General features: G+C 42.1%; 17 protein-coding genes, 1 pseudogene and 1 riboswitch. Of the genes and pseudogenes, 5 read left to right on the top strand and 13 right to left on the bottom strand.

Annotated elements, in window-relative coordinates:
• Positions 1-44: 44 nt before the first annotated feature.
• Both gabT and QYG89_RS12735 read right to left on the bottom strand, forming a co-directional pair.
• Positions 45-1406 carry a 4-aminobutyrate--2-oxoglutarate transaminase gene (gabT, locus tag QYG89_RS12740; protein WP_404317975.1) on the bottom strand — a complete coding sequence of 454 codons (1362 nt, stop codon included), beginning with the start codon at positions 1404-1406 and terminating at the stop codon, positions 45-47.
• Positions 1407-1576: 170 nt separating this feature from the next.
• A complete protein-coding gene (locus QYG89_RS12735; protein ID WP_404317892.1) occupies positions 1577-1906 on the bottom strand; it encodes a YuzD family protein in 330 nt (109 codons plus the stop codon).
• A gap of 275 nt (positions 1907-2181) precedes the next feature.
• On the opposite strand from QYG89_RS12735, the pseudogene QYG89_RS12730 reads away from it, so the two are divergent.
• Positions 2182-2403, top strand: a pseudogene (locus QYG89_RS12730) (NifU family protein); the annotation flags it as partial.
• 229 nt (positions 2404-2632) lie between these two features.
• On the opposite strand, the gene QYG89_RS12725 reads toward QYG89_RS12730, so the two are convergent.
• Positions 2633-3679, bottom strand: a complete 1047-nt coding sequence (locus QYG89_RS12725; RefSeq protein ID WP_404317890.1) for a 2-hydroxyacid dehydrogenase — start codon at positions 3677-3679, stop codon at positions 2633-2635.
• A 215-nt stretch (positions 3680-3894) separates the two neighbouring features.
• Positions 3895-4908, bottom strand: a complete 1014-nt coding sequence (gene yutH, locus QYG89_RS12720) for a spore coat putative kinase YutH (RefSeq protein ID WP_404317888.1) — start codon at positions 4906-4908, stop codon at positions 3895-3897.
• Between the two features lie 193 nt (positions 4909-5101).
• Here yutH and QYG89_RS12715 point away from each other — a divergent pair, with 193 nt between their 5' ends.
• Complete coding sequence (locus QYG89_RS12715; protein ID WP_404317973.1) at positions 5102-5584, top strand: phosphatidylglycerophosphatase A family protein; 483 nt, start codon at positions 5102-5104, stop codon at positions 5582-5584.
• 89 nt (positions 5585-5673) lie between these two features.
• Here the strand turns inward: QYG89_RS12715 and QYG89_RS12710 are convergent, their stop codons facing one another.
• Together QYG89_RS12710 and QYG89_RS12705 are read right to left on the bottom strand one after the other, a co-directional pair.
• Entirely contained in the window at positions 5674-6444 is a 771-nt protein-coding gene (locus tag QYG89_RS12710; RefSeq protein WP_404317886.1) for a TIGR01457 family HAD-type hydrolase, read from the bottom strand.
• Between the two features lie 152 nt (positions 6445-6596).
• Positions 6597-7034 (bottom strand): DUF86 domain-containing protein, encoded by a 438-nt coding sequence (locus tag QYG89_RS12705; protein ID WP_404317884.1) that lies wholly within the window; start codon positions 7032-7034, stop codon positions 6597-6599.
• 256 nt (positions 7035-7290) lie between these two features.
• On the opposite strand from QYG89_RS12705, the gene QYG89_RS12700 reads away from it, so the two are divergent.
• Positions 7291-7593, top strand: coding sequence for a cytosolic protein (locus QYG89_RS12700; protein WP_404317882.1), 303 nt, complete (start codon positions 7291-7293; stop codon positions 7591-7593).
• A 122-nt stretch (positions 7594-7715) separates the two neighbouring features.
• On the opposite strand, the gene QYG89_RS12695 is transcribed toward QYG89_RS12700, so the two are convergent.
• The gene (locus QYG89_RS12695; protein WP_404317880.1) at positions 7716-7991 is read right to left on the bottom strand and encodes a YutD family protein; all 276 of its coding nucleotides are present in this window, start codon (positions 7989-7991) and stop codon (positions 7716-7718) included.
• 107 nt (positions 7992-8098) lie between these two features.
• On the opposite strand from QYG89_RS12695, the gene QYG89_RS12690 reads away from it, so the two are divergent.
• Positions 8099-8917: a YhcN/YlaJ family sporulation lipoprotein gene (locus QYG89_RS12690; protein ID WP_404317878.1), complete on the top strand. Its 819-nt coding sequence runs from the start codon at positions 8099-8101 to the stop codon at positions 8915-8917.
• A gap of 236 nt (positions 8918-9153) precedes the next feature.
• Here the strand turns inward: QYG89_RS12690 and lipA are convergent, their stop codons facing one another.
• On the bottom strand, positions 9154-10071 hold the full coding sequence (lipA, locus tag QYG89_RS12685; RefSeq protein ID WP_404317876.1) for a lipoyl synthase: 918 nt from the start codon (positions 10069-10071) through the stop codon (positions 9154-9156).
• A 234-nt stretch (positions 10072-10305) separates the two neighbouring features.
• Here lipA and QYG89_RS12680 point away from each other — a divergent pair, with 234 nt between their 5' ends.
• Positions 10306-11259 (top strand): M23 family metallopeptidase, encoded by a 954-nt coding sequence (locus QYG89_RS12680; protein ID WP_404317972.1) that lies wholly within the window; start codon positions 10306-10308, stop codon positions 11257-11259.
• Positions 11260-11484: 225 nt separating this feature from the next.
• Here the strand turns inward: QYG89_RS12680 and QYG89_RS12675 are convergent, their stop codons facing one another.
• The 5 genes from QYG89_RS12675 to QYG89_RS12655 form a co-directional block, all read right to left on the bottom strand.
• Positions 11485-11598 carry a methionine/alanine import family NSS transporter small subunit gene (locus QYG89_RS12675; protein WP_404317874.1) on the bottom strand — a complete coding sequence of 38 codons (114 nt, stop codon included), beginning with the start codon at positions 11596-11598 and terminating at the stop codon, positions 11485-11487.
• The gene (locus QYG89_RS12670; RefSeq protein WP_404317970.1) at positions 11598-13094 is read right to left on the bottom strand and encodes a sodium-dependent transporter; all 1497 of its coding nucleotides are present in this window, start codon (positions 13092-13094) and stop codon (positions 11598-11600) included. The genes QYG89_RS12675 and QYG89_RS12670 overlap by 1 nt, the downstream gene beginning before the upstream one ends.
• A 284-nt stretch (positions 13095-13378) precedes the next feature.
• Positions 13379-14953, bottom strand: coding sequence for a Na+/H+ antiporter NhaC family protein (locus QYG89_RS12665; RefSeq protein WP_404317872.1), 1575 nt, complete (start codon positions 14951-14953; stop codon positions 13379-13381).
• Between the two features lie 117 nt (positions 14954-15070).
• Positions 15071-15255: riboswitch (Lysine riboswitch) on the bottom strand.
• Positions 15256-15321: 66 nt separating this feature from the next.
• Entirely contained in the window at positions 15322-16074 is a 753-nt protein-coding gene (yunB, locus tag QYG89_RS12660; RefSeq protein WP_404317871.1) for a sporulation protein YunB, read from the bottom strand.
• A gap of 60 nt (positions 16075-16134) precedes the next feature.
• Positions 16135-17538 carry a bifunctional metallophosphatase/5'-nucleotidase gene (locus tag QYG89_RS12655; RefSeq protein ID WP_404317869.1) on the bottom strand — a complete coding sequence of 468 codons (1404 nt, stop codon included), beginning with the start codon at positions 17536-17538 and terminating at the stop codon, positions 16135-16137.
• Between the last annotated feature and the right edge of the window lie 8 nt (positions 17539-17546).

The raw sequence follows: 17546 nt of genomic DNA, 5'->3' as shown, positions 1-17546 counted from the left end.
GAGAGATAAGCATGTCTTTCCTCTTTCCTTGTTGAATGAAAAAGTTACGCTTGAACAGTCAATTGAGCGACAGCTGCTTCTAATGCTTCTGCCAAAATGTCTAATCCTTCTTCTGCCTGCTCATCTGTAATTACAAGCGGCATTAACAGACGAAGAACGTTGCCATAAGCACCAGCGCTTAACACAAGCAAGCCGCGGTTGTTTGCTTCTGTAATAATTAAGTTTGTTAGTTCTTTATTCGGTTCTTTCGTTTGGCGATCTTTCACAAGCTCCATTGCGCACATAGAACCAAGGCCGCGGACATCACCGATCACGTCATATTTTTCAGCAAGCTGACGGAAGCGGTCAAAAACAAGGTTTCCTAACTTTTCAGCACGCTCATTCAAGTTCTCTTCTTCGATAATATCAAGAACAGCTAGTCCGGCAGCACAAGCGAGCGGGCTTCCAGAATATGTTCCGCCAAGCTCTCCAGGTGTAGAAACACCCATGATTTCTTTACGGCCGATGACACCACTAAGCGGAAGTCCAGCAGCCATTGATTTAGAAACTGTAATAAGATCTGGAACAACATCAAAGTGCTCAATAGAGAAGTAACGGCCTGTACGCGCAAAGCCTGCTTGAATTTCATCAGCGATGAAGATAATGCCATGTTTTTGACACTCTTCATATACAGCTTGGACAAAGCGTTTAGATGGAACGATGAAACCGCCTTCTCCTTGTACTGGCTCCATAACAACTGCTGCAATGCTCTCTGGCGCTGCATCGTTAACAAAGAAGTCACGGAACTGCTCAATTACTAAATCTTCATACTGTTCTTCTGTTAAACCTTCCGGACGGCGGTACATGTACGGATAAGGCGCTTTGTACACTTCTGGAGCAAATGGCCCAAATTCATATTTATAAGGTTTTACTTTACTTGTCATTGTCATTGTTAATAATGTACGGCCATGGTAACCGCGTGAGAATGAAATAACGCCTTGACGTTTCGTATATTTACGGGCAATTTTCACAGCGTTCTCAACCGCTTCTGCTCCACTGTTGAAGAAGATAACTTCTTTCTCATGATTTCCAGGAGCAATAGCTGCTAATTTTTCAGCTAATTCAATATATGGCTCATACATCATAACGTTAAAGCCTGGATGAATATATTGATCCACTTGCTTATGAACAGCTTCTGTTACTTTCGGATGGCCATGACCAACGTTCATTACACCGATCGCACCAACGAAATCGATAAATGTATTACCGTCCACGTCGTGGATTAATGCGCCTTCAGCTTTTTCAGCAAAAGTCGGTACGCCATTTGAAACACCGCGTGGAACAGCTTTTCCTCTTCTCTCTAATAATGCTTTCGCCTTTTCACCTGGGAGGCTTCCGTTAACTTTTGCAAATTTTCTTGTCATGATGTTTTCTTACCCCTTTTCTTAAAAAGTTAGTTTCGCTTTATATATGCAACAATCGTGCCAACTTTAAAAAAGGCGCAAATACTTACATTGTTGGGAATAGGCAGACTTCTTTTAAGTCAATAATGACTCAAAAAAAGTCATTATTGACTTAAAAAGCACCAGATAATTCTTCACTCGCCGCCAGGGGTATAACCGTACTTCTCCATTTCGCGATAGATTGTCTTTAGCTTCGGATTTCCTTCGCCTACGATCGTGTCCTCCAACAGAACTACTGGATAAAACATATCCTCTTCAATGACTCTTGCTGCAAACGCTCTTTTCTTCTCTTCTTCCGGCGGTGCTTGAATATCTACATAACTGATCGTAAAAGGCTGGTTCGGATATTTTCTTGAAATAGCTGCTTCAAGCCACTCATACGTTTCTTTGGAAGACGGCAAATTTACACAGCTCGGACAAAGCTGCTCCGTACCGTAAACAGTAATTTCTACCTTTTTCTCCATGCTCATTTCCCCCTTTTGTATACTATCCTTATTTTAACGAAAGGCTACGTTAATGACTATTGTTGATTTTGTTACTTTATTGATTGGAGCAGGAGGAGCGATAGCGATGAGGCGGCTCCCGGATCGCCCGCGAAAATCAATAAAAAATTGAACCAACTCTAACAAAAAGATCCTAACATTGAAAATGTGAAATCGATCCATGGATTTTTTTTATAATAATTATTATAATAGATGAGAGTATAGGAAAGGAGTCGATGAAAATGGCAGAACAACAAATGGTAGCACAAGTACAAGAAGTTTTAGATAAATTACGCCCGTTTTTACTTCGTGATGGCGGTGACTGTGAACTAGTAGATATAGAGGATGGCATTGTAAAACTTCGCCTTCTTGGTGCATGCGGATCATGCCCAAGCTCTACAATCACACTTAAAGCAGGAATCGAGCGCGCTCTATTAGAAGAAGTACCAGGTGTCGTTGAAGTAGAACAAGTATTTTAATACAAAAAGACTGACCTTAAAAACGACTTTTTAAGGTCAGTCTTTTTCTTTAGATTTTTTTACAAAGATTTTCCACTGAGTTGATTGTAGTAAAAGGCGCGAAGACTCCTGCGGAGAAAGCGAAGCTCCTGAAACGGAAATCAACAGACAAGTGTAAAGAATTATAGAAGATGTCCCTAAAAGTTATACTTTTGGGACACCCTCTTCATTTATAATCAATAACTCCTTATTAATCTTCTGCTATACCTAAACTTCCAGTTGACCACTCCTGCTTTCTCCAATTCAAAAAGTCTTTGTTGACGAGTGTCTGCGGTGCACGGTCAGCAAAAATGGTATCAAGATTATCGCAGCATGTATCCATCATAGCCAGACGCGTTTCTTTCGTCGCGCTGCCGATATGAGGCAGAGCGACCACATTGGGCAGCGGAAGCAGCGGATGATCGGCTCCGATCGGCTCCAGCTCAAACACATCGAGGCCGGCAGCAGCTATTTCTCCGGATTGAAGAGCATCGTAAAGCGCTGCTTCATCAACGACCGGTCCCCGGCTGGCATTAATAAAGATCGCTTCTTTTTTCATTTTTCGAAATTGATCGGCTCCGAACATTCCTTTCGTTTCCTCTGTCAATGGTGCGAGACATACAACAAAGTCAGCTTCAGCGAGCAGTTCATCCATCTCACAGTAGCGGGCACCGAGCATTTCCTCAGCCACTTCATGGCGGCGGCGGTTATGATAAATAATTTCCATATCAAATCCAGCAGCTCGTTTGGCGACCACTGTACCGATTTTTCCCATGCCAACGATGCCAATCGTTTTATGATGAACATCCGTACCAGCTAGCAACAGCGGTGACCAGCTTTTCCACTCGCCATTTTTCACAAATTCTGCTGCTTCTATCATCCTGCGAGCCGTCGCTAAGAGCAAAGCGAACGTCAAATCCGCTGTCGTGTCTGTTAATACATCTGGTGTATTGCAAACAGCAACACCGCGTCTGCTCGCTGCATCAAGATCAATATTGTCGTAACCGACCGCCATATTGGCGACTACTTTCAAATGATTTGCTGCTGAAAACAACTCTTCATCTAATTGATCTGTGATAACCGTTAATAAAGCATCCGCCTTTTTCACTTTCTCTACTAACACTTCACGCGGCACTTGTACCTCTTCTTCCGGCCACATGTCAACCTCATAATTTTCTTTTAGCCTCGATATAATTTCTTCGGGCAGCTTTCTAGTTACATATACGAGCGGCTTCAATCCTCCACCTGCTTTCTTCATTTTATTTACTTTCTCATTTTAACATAATTCAAAAAAACCCTCTTTTTTCAGCAGACTTTGTTAAATCCATGAACCTATTCTTTTCATTAGGCTATATTCATGACGATTGAAGCGGACTCCTTCCTGTGGGAAAGCATGTCTAAGAGAGAGCTCACAGGAACGATAGCGTCAGACGTTCCTCATCCAAAATCAAGAGGTACATTTAACAAAGCCTTTCATGAAATAGTGGACCCCAGCCAAGGAATTTTAGGTAGATTGAACTGCCGAACCGGCACACCTGCCTGCTCATAAAAGAAAGCTAAAAACTTTTCATGTTCATGTGAATAAGTCATATATTTTTTTAATTTCTCCTCATTTTCTTTTTTCAAATGAAAAGAGGCAGCAGAAAAGTAACTTTCCGCACAATCAAAATAATGTGCTGGAAATAGCAGGCGCCCATAAATAAGCCGCCAGGCAAACGGGGAAAGCGGACGCATTTGTTCATATTGCCTAATAAACACAGCCAAATTAGAACGATACAATAAAGACCCCTGCCAATAACGTAAACGAATCCACTCTGCTACGTCGCGCGCTGCATGATCAAATATCCAATTGAACGGATGGTGAATAGCCGGTTCTTGCGTCCATGCTGTTTCTCTGAAGGGCATTTGACAAATGACTCCGACATCCCACTCTCCCGGCGATTCATCCATTTCTGTATCAGCGACGTATTGAATAGCGTTTTCAGCAAGCCCCATATAGTAAGGAAAAGATTCAATAATGAGGCGGGCAAATGAATCATTTCGTTCCTTTACTAGCTTTCCGACTGCTTTTTCCATGTTTTCCAGACGCTGCTCCCACTTGTCTTTCCAGCTTCCAAATTCACTGGCGTGTTGTACACGAAGCGGAAGCGATTGACCTCTTAAATGAAATTTCGCTAATTCTCCGCCCGTAAAAGTTGTTAAAGGAGACATGCGCCGACTCGCGAGAACAACGAATTCCTTTTTCTCTTCCGTCAATAAAAAGTGACCGCTTTGATCGGGCAGAAATGTTGCGACCCCCTTCTCTCCTTGTCCGATCATATGACGGGACATTTGATGAAGTTCATATAAATATTTTTGTTCCTTCTTTGTTACATCAATAATAAGATAAAGTATCCCGTTACTTTCATAACACATGGCTTCCGAGTCAAATGGTACCCGTTCAGCTTTGACTTGGAAGTGCTTCATTAGCAATTGTTTTCCATCCATTCGCTTTCCTCCTCTTCTTCCATGGCTCCATATTGAATAGTTCGTTTCGCTTAAGGGGATATAGGTAACAGAAAGCTTTTCTAAAAAAAAGGAGATTTACTACGTTGTCTGGAATTCTTATTATTAAGGAACTGTCCAGTACTAACATATTAGAGAAAAAGGTGATTGTATGACTATCGAAGACAAACCGGTAATGAGCATGTCCGAAAAAACAGCACGCCGCTGGCTGGCTGAGAGAGGCGTCACTGTGGATGATATTGCCGAACTAGTGATGTTTTTGCAAAAAAAGTATCATCCAAACCTTGAAATTGAAGAATGCAAAGAAAATATAAACAAAGTGTTAAAAAAACGGGAAGTGCAAAATGCAATTTTGACGGGGATCGAGCTTGACAGACTAGCTGAAAATGGCAAGCTGGAAGAACCGCTGCAATCCATTATCGCCAGCGATGAAAGCTTATATGGTGTGGATGAAATCTTGGCATTTGCGATCGTAAACGTATATGGATCCATCGGTTTTACCAACTATGGATACATCGACAAAGAGAAACCAGGCATCTTGAAACATTTGAACGATAAGTCAACAGGCAAAGTGCATACGTTCCTCGATGATATTGTCGGGGCCATTGCAGCCGCTGCTTCCAGCCGGCTTGCTCATAAAGCGGCGAATACGGAATAACAGAATGAAGCTGTCTCCTAAAGGTTCTAATCCTTTGATTGAGACAGCTCTACTTTTATGTTTATTTAAATTCTAAACCAATGTTACTTTCACACAATCTCCCATTCATCAAGATTGTTCCTCGTATAGACTGGCTGCTGTTCCACTTCCGCTAAGTGTTCCACTCGTGTGATTCCTGTATGAACGAGCAGCGTATCGATCCCTGCCCGGATACCTGCCAGGATATCGGTTTGATAATTATCACCAACCATCAGCGTATCTTCTTTTTTTGTGCCAAGTACTCTAAGAGCCTGTTCCATAATGATCGCTTCTGGCTTGCCGATAAAGATTGGCTTTCTTCCAGTTGAGACGGCAACAGCTGACGTTAAAGCACCGTTTCCTGGCATCAATCCCCTTTCTGTTGGGATCGCAATATCTCCATTTGTAGAAATAAACACCGCCCCATTTCTCACGGCCAGACAGGCAGCCGACAATTTTTCATAACTGATCTCACGGTCGATCCCCATGACGACAAAATCAGGATGATCGTGTTGAACGAGATGAAATCCTTTTTCTTTGAGTGCGGAATGAAGTCCTTCCTCACCAATGATATAAATAGAGGCCTGTTTGTCACGTTCAAAAATATAATTAGCTGCTGCCATTGATGCTGTAAATACCTGCTCAGGCGCTGCCGGAATATGAAACCTTGTTAATTTCTCTGCTACTTGGATGGGCGTACGTGATGAATTATTCGTCACAAATAAGTAAGGTATACCTTTCTCATGTAAACGCTGAATAAAATATCGTGCTTCTTTAATTTCTTCTTTCCCCCGATACATAGTGCCGTCTAAATCAATGAGATATCCTTTATACGACTTCATTTTTCACCTCTATGGTTATTCATAAGACTTTATTCTTTCCGCTGCCAGCGACTTCAATCAACAAAGCAGCAAACTCAACAATCATCATTAACATGGCCATTCATTAAAACCTGACAATAAAAAAACGCCTTCAACTACGAAAGCGTCGCCTATTACGGCTTAAATGCCGAAACCGGCCCTAATTCATTTGTTAAGTACTCTCTTACTTTTCCAGGAAACTGCTCGAGTGCATGCCTATTGTCTTTTAAAACCTGTTCGACTTCCTTATGATGAACACTCGTATATTGCTGAACAAGCACTTTTCTTAAAGTGATGACACGTTTTAAGAAAACAGCAGATTCTTTTTCAACGACTTGTTCATCTTCCAGAATATCGATAATGTCTTCGTAACTGCCGGGATCTCTCATAATAAATCCATCGATCATCGCATTGCCGACATCAAGCACCGACTCAATAACTGTATGAGCAATACGCTCCAATGCCGCTCGTTCGATCGCCGTCTCCCACTGTGGCTGTTCAGCAAATGAAGACAATTGAACTTCCATAAACTTCAACGTTTCTTCAATTTTTTCACGATCCACGAAATACATAGCGAACACCTCTTTCGTATACTTTCTGTTGTTCCTTTGTTATTCTACCATGAATTCGCAGACAACACACATTTTCACCTTTAGAGTCATTGAACGAGTAAAAAAGCGGATAATGGGCATGTTAAAACAAAAGCGCCTCCGTTGTAATCTTAACCGCAGAACAACAATAATACAGCCTTCGGATCTTCTAGAAGGCTGTACGTTAGGAAAGGAAGGCACTAAAGCTGAACAATAAAAACATTCCGGGGTGATGACATTGTTATTTGATGAGGAAAAAGAGGAGTATACAGATTTCTCAAACGTAGAAAAGAGCAGAAATTATATTATCCCTGAACAAACACCAGAAGGTCCCTATGGAGCGCCGCGTGGAAAATATGAACCCGTAGAAAACAAATCAACACCGTGGAGAAAAGGACAGCGCTCTTACAGTGCATTCACATACGAAAATAAATCGCTTCACCAAAACCTGCCACGTCAATATGATGGCGCGCATCCTACCCATGATGATCCAGAAAAAGACCAGGAAACAGAATACCAGGATATTCCGCCTAATATATAAGAAACGAGCTGTCTCAAAACAATCGTGTCAGCCCCTTCTATATCTATACCGTGCCCTTTGCATAAAAGAAGGGCTGCACACGTATAGATGAAGAGGTTAGGCCCCGATGAGACAGCTTTTTTCTATTTTTGAATTTTTCTCGCAACAAAATAAGCACAGCCAAAATTACAGTATTCGTATAAATACTCTTTTAACGTGCTGATTTTTGAATCGAATGTAGCTTTTTGATTCTTATCTTCATAAAAGCCTTTTAACCGCAGCTGACCGTACCCCCAATCTCCTACGATGTAATCATATTTCGTTAAAATATCGCTGTACCGTTCTCTAAATACTTCTTCATTAAAACCGCTGCTCCGCTCGTCAATGATTTCATAGCAATGATTTTGAATACAAATCATTTTTCATCATTCCTTTCCTTCTTCTTTTCATTATAGCTTATCCGCCATTAATTACTAAGAAAAAAGTAACTGAAAACGGGCAATCTATATAGCAAGGGGGAATGATTATGAAAAAGCCACTATTAATCGCAGGATTTTCTAGTTTTTTAATGCTCGCTGCCTGTAATGCCAATGATACGAACCAATTCGCGGACAATACTTACGATCGGAACGGTGCTACAACAAACGTCAGCGATCGAGGCGGAATGGACGGAAATACAGTAAACGTCAATGACCGCTATGGCCGAGACCGCTATGACATGTATAATGGAGACAACCGTTTAGGCAGCAATGAACTAATGACAAAGAAGAGACAGGATAACTTCGGTTATGTCCGTCAACAAAAAAGCCCAATCCAGGGAGAAACCGTATCCTATAGGGAGATTCATACGATGGACCGGGAAAGAATGGCAGACTCCATCAGCAAATTAAGCGTATCACTCCCAGCGGTTAATGATAGCTCCGTGCTCGTAACGGACGAAGAAGTATTAATCGCTTACGACACGGATACGCGCACGAATAAAGATCGTAAAGAAGTAGCAGACCAAGTAAAGAAAACTGCATTAAGTGTCGTGCCGCGCTGGTACAATGTATATGTGACAGACGATACCGGTTTGCGCCGCGATATTGAAAATATCGCTCAAACGAATGGCGGAATGACTGTAGCACAGGATGACATTAACCGGACCATTAAACTTATGAAACAAAACTCACCGCAAGGTTATACTGAGTCAAAAACAGACAATACACGGAACAATGAAATGCGTGGAACGAACAAAACACCTGGAACAACAGGGACACCTACTGGAACACCAGGAACGATTGGAACACCGGGGACGAACTGGACAACTGGACCAACCGATCAAGGCATGAATAGAATGCCTTAACAATCATTCGTTAGACTGAATACCTCATACAAGTTAACGTTCAGCCCTGCGCTTTTAAAATGATTTTACTGCTAAAAAACGCCCGGTTTCTTTTGTCCATCGTATTTTCGATAGATAAAAGAACCGAGCGTTTTTATTTTAACGAACTATATGTTTAAAATTTGAGCGGCCGACAAAACAACAGTGCGGCTGGCTTATATTCATTTTCCAGATTAACCTATTTTATCTTTCTTCATTTATGCTTCGAGAGATTCTTTTTCGCCGAGGTCCTGTTTCGCTTTAGCCGCTGCGTTTACTTGTTCATCGGCATGGTAAGATGAACGGACAAGCGGACCTGCTTCACAATGACTGAAGCCCTTAGTCATAGCGATGTCACGAAGTTCAGCAAATTCATCCGGATGATAATATTTTTGAACTTTTAAATGTTTTTTAGACGGCTGCAAATATTGACCAAGCGTAACGATATCCACATTATGTGCACGAAGATCATCCATTGCTTGGATCAGCTCTTCTTTCGTTTCCCCAAGGCCGACCATAATACTTGATTTTGTCGGAATATCAGGCTGCATCTCTTTGGCTCTTTTTAAAAATTCAAGTGAACGGTCATATTGAGCACGTGCACGGACTCTCGGTGTTAAACGGCGCACAGTTTCGATATTATGATTGAGAATATCAGGACGCGCATCCATCAGCGTTTTCAAATTTTCTTCTATGCCTCCCATATCAGATGGAAGCACTTCGATGGATGTAAACGGATTTTTCCGGCGAATTGCCCGTACTGTTTCTGCAAAAACAGCTGCCCCGCCGTCCTTTAAATCATCTCGTGCAACAGCTGTCACAACCACATGTTTTAAATTCATCAGCTGTACAGAATCAGCTACCCGTTCCGGTTCAGCCCAATCAAGTTCAGTTGGAAGACCTGTTTTTACTGCACAAAAACGGCAGGCACGCGTACAGACATCACCAAGAATCATAAATGTAGCTGTTCGTCTAACAGCCCAGCACTCATGAATATTCGGGCATTTCGCTTCTTCACAAACAGTATGAAGATTCTTCTCCCTCATCATTTTCTTTAAGCCTGTATAGTTTTCATTCGTGTTTAATTTTATTTTTAACCAATCTGGTTTACGCAAATGTTCTTCTTTCTTGCTCATTTCTTCATCTCCCATCATTCTGCTTCAGCAAAAACAAAGTCCTCTAATAAAAACATTATTCTGTAGCCAATGTATCACAGTCAATATTTTAACACAACTTTTGTTCTTTTCATGATTTTCAACTGTTTTTCTGCATGAAACCAGCGTAATTCCACACAATAAGCAAAGAATCAAAAAAGGGAGAGAAACCTATTGCAAAAGTTGATTTGGCTTCTATTTATCATTTTCTTTTTCATGGTTTCACCTGTTCAAGCGGCAGATCCGAAAAAAGACGAGCAAATGTATAAAGAACGGATGGAATTGTTCAAAAAAATGGAAACAGTCACATCTATTCCCTGGTACTACTTTGCCGGCATAGATCAATATGAAAGAAACCTGCGTTTCGTCCGGAAAGACTTGCCTGAACCTGAGAACATTTCCATTTATATTTCTGAAAATAAATGGGCCGGTCTATTAAACCCTAATCAGGAGGATACGAATCCAGTTACCATTGCAGCCTTTCATGGCGTCGGCACTGACGGCGATGGAGACGGTAAAGCGGATCGGCTGAGCAGTGAAGATGTTCTCGCTGCGATCGGTAATTACCTTCTTACTTACGGGACAGATCACGATAACATTAAAATCGGTCTTTGGCGTTACTACGGCCGCGACAAAGCGGTCAGCATCATCATTGGAAATGCAAAGATGTATAAAGCATTCGGAAAACTCGATCTTCAGAAAAAAGTATTTCCCCTTCCCCATAATTTTAATTATTCCTTTAACAACACATGGGGAGATGCACGCGGCTGGGGCGGACGCCGAATTCATGAAGGAACAGACATTTTCGCCAATTACAGTGTGCCTGTGCGCTCGACCTCTTACGGCATTGTAGAAATGAAAGGATGGAATCGATATGGCGGCTGGCGGGTTGGCATTCGCGACATCAACAACACATATCACTATTACGCACATTTAAACGGATTCGCAAAAGATTTAATACTTGGCCAGACTGTGGAACCAGGTACAGTCATCGGCGGAGTAGGAAGCACTGGATACGGTCCACCCGGCACATCCGGAAAATTCCCTCCCCACCTGCACTACGGTATGTACAAAGACAACGGACGCACTGAATGGTCATTTGACCCTTATCCGCATTTAAAGCAATGGGAAAGAAACGAAAGAATGGAAAGAAACAAGCGTTCACCTTAGTTGAAAGGACAATTCAAGGGAGCAGACCGCCATCTGGCTGCTCCCGACTGTAATTTGAAAAATTGTTGATCGTATGCTAATCAATCTCGACCGTAAATTAAGGTAGTGCAACTGCATTTTAGTTGATTCCGATCGTATATCCAACAATCATGACCGTAAGTACAGATTGGCAGCCGCAACAAAAAGAAGTGTCCTAAAAGCTAAGCTTTTAGGACACTTCTTTCTTTAACTTTGTTTTGCTTCTTTGGCTTTTTTCACCGCATGAGCGATACTTGCAGCTAGGCCGCCCCAAATAATTACTATTCCTGTAATCATCATTGTAATTGCGCTGCCGTCCATTATCGCACCTCCTTTTTAGTAGAAGGCCCATCAAGCATGCCTGCTTTCCATCGTTTCATATACATAAAAATGATGCCTATGACCATTGCGCCTACTGCGACTGTCCACCCGTACGTATTTACAAAGCTTTGTGGATAGCCACTGTAAGGTGCTGCAAGATTTTGACGAATATTATCAAACATCATGTAGCCGAGGACAAGCGGTGTGACAATACTTAAACAAATTTTCCACCATACACCGAGCCGAATATCAGATACGGAATCCGCGTAGCTTTTTAACGGGTCCAATTGCTTGAATACCCATGCAATGAGAATGACCTCTACGAGTCCAGCGAAAGCAACACCGAAGTTGTTAATGAAATAATCGACTGTATCAAGAAGGTTCAATCCGCCCCTTGTAGCGTAAATAATAGAAATCAACGCCGCAAGTCCGCCGCCGATTAAGACAGACTTTGTACGGGACACATTAAATTTCTCTTGTACACCCGCTACGAATGTCTCGACAATGGAAATAAGGGACGTGAATCCTGCTAGTACTAGAGAACCGAAGAACAGGATACCGAATAATTCCCTTGCAAACGGAAACTCATTAATAATCTGTGGAAAAACAGAAAAGGCTAATATGACTCCGCTGCTGACCACTTCATCTACGCTTACCCCTTGCTGCATAGCCATAAAGCCAAGAGCGGAGAAGACACCGAAACCAGCAAGCAATTCGAAAGCTGAGTTACTGAATCCTGTAATAAATGCATTGTTCGTAATATCGGATTTTTTTGGAAGATAACTAGAATACGTAACCATAATAGCAAAACCAATCGACAAGCTGAAGAAAATTTGACCGTAAGCCGCAATCCAAACCTTTCCATTCATTAACTGCGACCATTCCGGTTTAAAGAATGCATTTAATCCGTTCACAGCTCCTTCAAGCGTCAGAGCACGGATCACGATAATTAAGAATAAGAACACGAGCAATGGAATCATAACTTTTGTCGCTTTTTCGATCCCTCTTTTAACACCGGCAACTAATACACCGAGAGTCACAATCCACACGACGGCAAGTGAAACGAGTATTTGCGGAACGACTCCACCGAATACCCCCGCATCTGCCAGCTGCAAATAATCAGACAATAAGAACGTTTGCGGGTCTTTGCCCCAAGATAATTTAAAAGAAAAAACCGTATACGATAAGGCCCAGCCAATAATAACTGAATAATAAGTAGCGATCACGAATGAAATAGCAATTTGCCACCACCCGAGCCATTCCGCATTTTTGTTCATACGGGCAAAAGATAACGGGCTCGATCCGCGGTATTTGTGGCCAATCGTAAACTCTAAGATAAGCAATGGAATCCCAGCTGTAAGCAAGGCGAATAAGTATGGCAGGAAAAAGGCGCCTCCTCCATTTTCATAGGCAACTGCCGGAAAACGCCAAATGTTGCCCAAGCCAATAGCAGAGCCGACAGCTGCAAAAATAAAACCAGCTCTGGAACCAAACATAGGACGCTGCTGATCCACATAAATCCCTCCTGTTTCGCCTCTTAAAGAGACAGTATTTTCAAAAAATTCTTAATGCGTCTTACTCATTATAAATGGGAGAAGTTAATTAGTAAACTATTTTTTATTTTATGAAAATAACTTTTTATTCCAAAATTCCGACCGATTCTCTTTGTTTCTTCATCCTCTCCCACAATAAACTTTATATGCATATCATTTATATATTATTCATAGAAAGAGTTTTTCCCTTTTAAAAAAGAACGCCGGCAATAGCCGGCGTTTAACGTTTATGACTCCATTGTCGATTTTAGTGAATGATTCCGCTTCATGATTAAAGTGACAGCGGCTAACAATCCAAGCGTCACAGCAAGTGAGAGCCACGTATTGTGAAGAAAACCTAACATTAAAAAGCCGATCCCTGCAACCCCAGCTGATAGCAGAGCATACGGAATTTGCGTCACAACGTGATCGATATGATGGCTTCCTGCTCCCGTAGATGACAAAATGGTCGTATCCGAAATTGGTGAACAGTGATCACCAAATACGGCGCCGGCTAACACAGCCGCCATGGCCGGCAGGATAAGCGATACATCCGAAACAGCCGCAATTTCCCCGGCAATCGGAAGCAAAATTCCGAAAGATCCCCATGAAGTACCGGTAGAAAAAGCCATGATCCCCGCTACGATAAATAAAATAAATGGAAGCAAACCAACATTCATATTCGATTGTTGAACAAGACCAGCTAAATACGTGCCTGTTCCAAGGTCACCAATGAGAGTAACGATCGTCCAGGCAAAAAATAAAATATAGACAGCTGGAAGCATGGATTTGATCCCTTCCCATACACCGATGCCGAATACATTTTTATTGACGCCATGTAAAACGAAACTCTGCCTCAGGAACATAGCAATCGCAACAGCAAGACCGATTAAACCACCATACAACAATGACTTAGAGACGTCGGTATTTTCAAAGATTTTTAAAATCGTTACATGGCCTTCCGTCGCCTTTCCCCCCGTCCACATCATTGCAGATATAGTTCCGATAATCAATGCAATGATCGGCCAGACAAGATCACCAACTGTTCCCGTCGTGCTCACAGGCAAATCTTCCTTTAATTCTCCCGGTGCTTCACGATCAGGAGGCATCACTTCTCCCAATACAACCGCCCGCTCTTCATGTGTTTTCATCGGTCCGAAATCAAACTGCATCCAAGCAGTCAAAAACACGAGACCAAGCGCCGCCCACACGTAGAAATTCATTGGAATCATTTGAATAAATGCAGAAAAAGCGCTGTATTCAGTCACTTCATGAGCAGCAAGAACGGTACCGAGAATACCGATAATGTATGCTCCCCAACTCGAAACTGGCGACACGACACAAACAGGTGCTGATGTCGAATCGATAATATAGGCAAGCTTTGCACGAGAGACACGCTGACGGTCGGTAATCGGCCGAGAAATCTGCCCCACTGCTAAAGCATTAAAATAGTCATCAATAAATATAAGAATCCCAAGAAGGGCAGACATGATTTGAGCGCCAGCACGTGTTTTTACCCGCTGGACAGCCCATTCACCAAACGCACGGCTTCCACCGGAAATGTTAATAAAGGCTGTAATGACCCCTAAGAGCAGCAAGAAAATAATAATATATATATTCCACGTACTCCATTCTCCATCTGCGTAAATATTACCTGAAAACGCTCCCCACATAATACGGAACGTTTCGCCAACTTGGAAGTTTGCCAGCAGCAATGCTGAAGCAAAGACCCCAGCCCCTAACGAAAGAAGGACGCGCTTCGTTAAGATGACCATAACAATGGCTAAAACTGGCGGAATTAATGAAAAAATTGTGTTTTCCATGATGTTCTCCTCCCCCGATGCTGCATAAGAATGAGCTTTAAACAGATGCTGAAAATAAAAAAAGTAATGATAGAGAAAACTATCATTACTTTTTGTAACGCAAGTCAATTCTCCATCGCGATCTGTAGCTCCCTATTGCAAACGAGTTCTTTACAATAAGAGTGTTATCCTTATTCAAGATAACCCCAATCCCAAAAAGGATGACACCTTTTTGGCACTTCGGCAAAATCACCTTTCAACCGCGGTCTTTGTTGTCATCCTCACGCTGTTTACTCATCAATTTTGCAGCCTCTACCCCACCGGATTTTGATAAGGTTTATTTAATTTACTACTCAAATACTATCAATTATTCCTCCCTTTGCCAAGCCCTATTTCTTTGAAGGCCATTCGATAGAAGGCGACATTCCTCCGCCGCTGTTATAAAAATCCGGAACATCGCCATGAATCATTCCCATCGCTACTGGAATATCCTGCGTAACTGTCGTCATTTCAGTGGCGAACGGCACAATAATCTGCACATTCACTTTTACTTCAATAAATACTTCTACATACGCATTATTAATGCCATATGGCTTAATGTTTGATTTTATATTAGATGTGACCTCACCGATTGCATGAAAGCGAACCGGAATTTTTGGACCCAAGTTTCCAAGTAAAGCATTGTTCGTTACTTGCCCAAGCGGAACATAGTAGACAATGCCTTCCGCTTTCTCTTCTTCCTCTGTTTCAATCTCTACATCAGACCATAGTTCCAATGCTTGTAGATTTCCCTTCTCTGCCTCTTTTAAGTTTAGCTGAACAAGGTTAGTCGTTTCAGCCATCACCCGGTTAATAATTTTTGCATTTAGCTTCGTTGTAGAAGGGTTGTTTGGATCAGCTTCAATAATATCGTTAATATCCATCACACTGGCGACTTTTTTATTAATTGCCTTGTTAATCACCATCGCAGCAATTTTCTTCGTTTCAGCATGAGCATAGCCAATCAATGTTGGCTTAACATTTTTATTGATGATAAATAGGCTCGCAGCAGTTGAAAAAGTAAATAAGACAAGAGTAATTAAAAACACGTAGCGCAGAGGGAGCGGCCCTCTCTTAGATCTCCACCTTTTTTGTGCAGCCAAAAAAATCCCTCCTTCTTTAGCTAATGTATGCTAAAAAAAGAAAGGATCATGCAATAAAGTTTATTCTTCCAGGTGAAAGTCAAGGTGAAGAAGCTTCCACTCCATCACATCACGCAAAAATTCCGGCATAAAATGGTTTTTTACCGGTGCGCGATAAATTTGCGGAAAAAACTGTCCATACGCAAACATATCAACCGTAGCCAGCTTGTACAGTTTATCATTTTCAATCTCTATTCCATCAATTGTAAATAAGTAGCGGTCCATGTCGATACCTAACCGATCATACACAAAGCGACCCATCACTTGTCCCCTAAAACCAAGCCCTTTGATCACCATATGAGGCCATTTATCATCTGTCGTCTGCTTTAATATTTCCCTCAGCTCCGTCCCTGAAAGTTCAATGAGACATGGGTTAATCGGATGAGGAAGCACCTTGTGAATATCATATTTCGTCACGGTGCCGCTCTCCAATCCTCCTAAGAGAAGACCAGCATTTAAAAAGGCGCCGTCCGCTCCACACCATTCTCTTAGTCCTTCACAAAGAATCCCTGGAAGCTGTGAAGGGGCGAACCAATCGCTCGAAAGCGGAGCAGGCAAAGAGATGACCGGCTGACTAAGCGACTGCTTTCCTTCTTTTATGTACTTATCAATTTCCATTTGTTCGTCCACTGGTGCCGATAACTCTTCCGCTGTTTTATAGACACGTGCTTTTTTAGCTATGATTTGCTTCGTTTCTGTATCTACTTCAATCATGACGTGACCGACGTAATAGCCGAACCGGCCAGCAGCGGCCAGCAGTGTTCCATCGACTTCTTTGCCTTCGTGAAGCAGATGGTGGGTATGAGCCCCAAGCACAACGTCTGCTTCGGGAATTTCATGCGCAATACGTTCATCTTCATGAATGCCTAGATGAGAAAGAATCACAATAATATCCGCTTCTTTGCTTAATTCCTTTACTTGTGCATTTAACTCTTCAACAGGCGGAGACAATTTCCAGCCAAGCTGTTCATATGCTCCTGAAAAAAAAGCTGTAGCCCCAGTGATCCCCATTTTCATTCCATTAGGCAAATCAAATAAACAAGAAGGAGCAGCCCACTTTGGACGCTCACCGCTATCGTAGAAAAGATTGGCCAATGCGACCGGAAACAGAGCATTCTCATATAAAATATCGAGTCCTTCTCTCGGCAAAGTGATTCCCTCATTATTTCCAATGGTCACGGCATCATAGCCTGCTTCATTTAACAATGCAATGTTTCCTTTACCAAGTGTACCCTCGGTCATTGGATGCGAGCGGTCAACATAATCACCAATATCAAAGATGAATACACTTTCTCCTGCTTCCTCATGCCATCTTTTCCGTTTTTTCAAAAAACCGCGGATCCGCGGCCAATTTTCAAAATGGCTGTGCAAGTCATTTGTATGATAAATGTGAATGGTTTCCTTTAGGCTTTCTCTTCGTTCCATCCACAGCC

This window comes from Bacillus lumedeiriae, from assembly GCF_044891285.1.
Lineage (GTDB): Bacteria > Bacillota > Bacilli > Bacillales > Domibacillaceae > Pseudobacillus > Pseudobacillus lumedeiriae.
The sequence above is the reverse complement of the archived record's forward strand: the minus strand, read 5'-3'. Positions and strand labels throughout refer to the sequence as shown.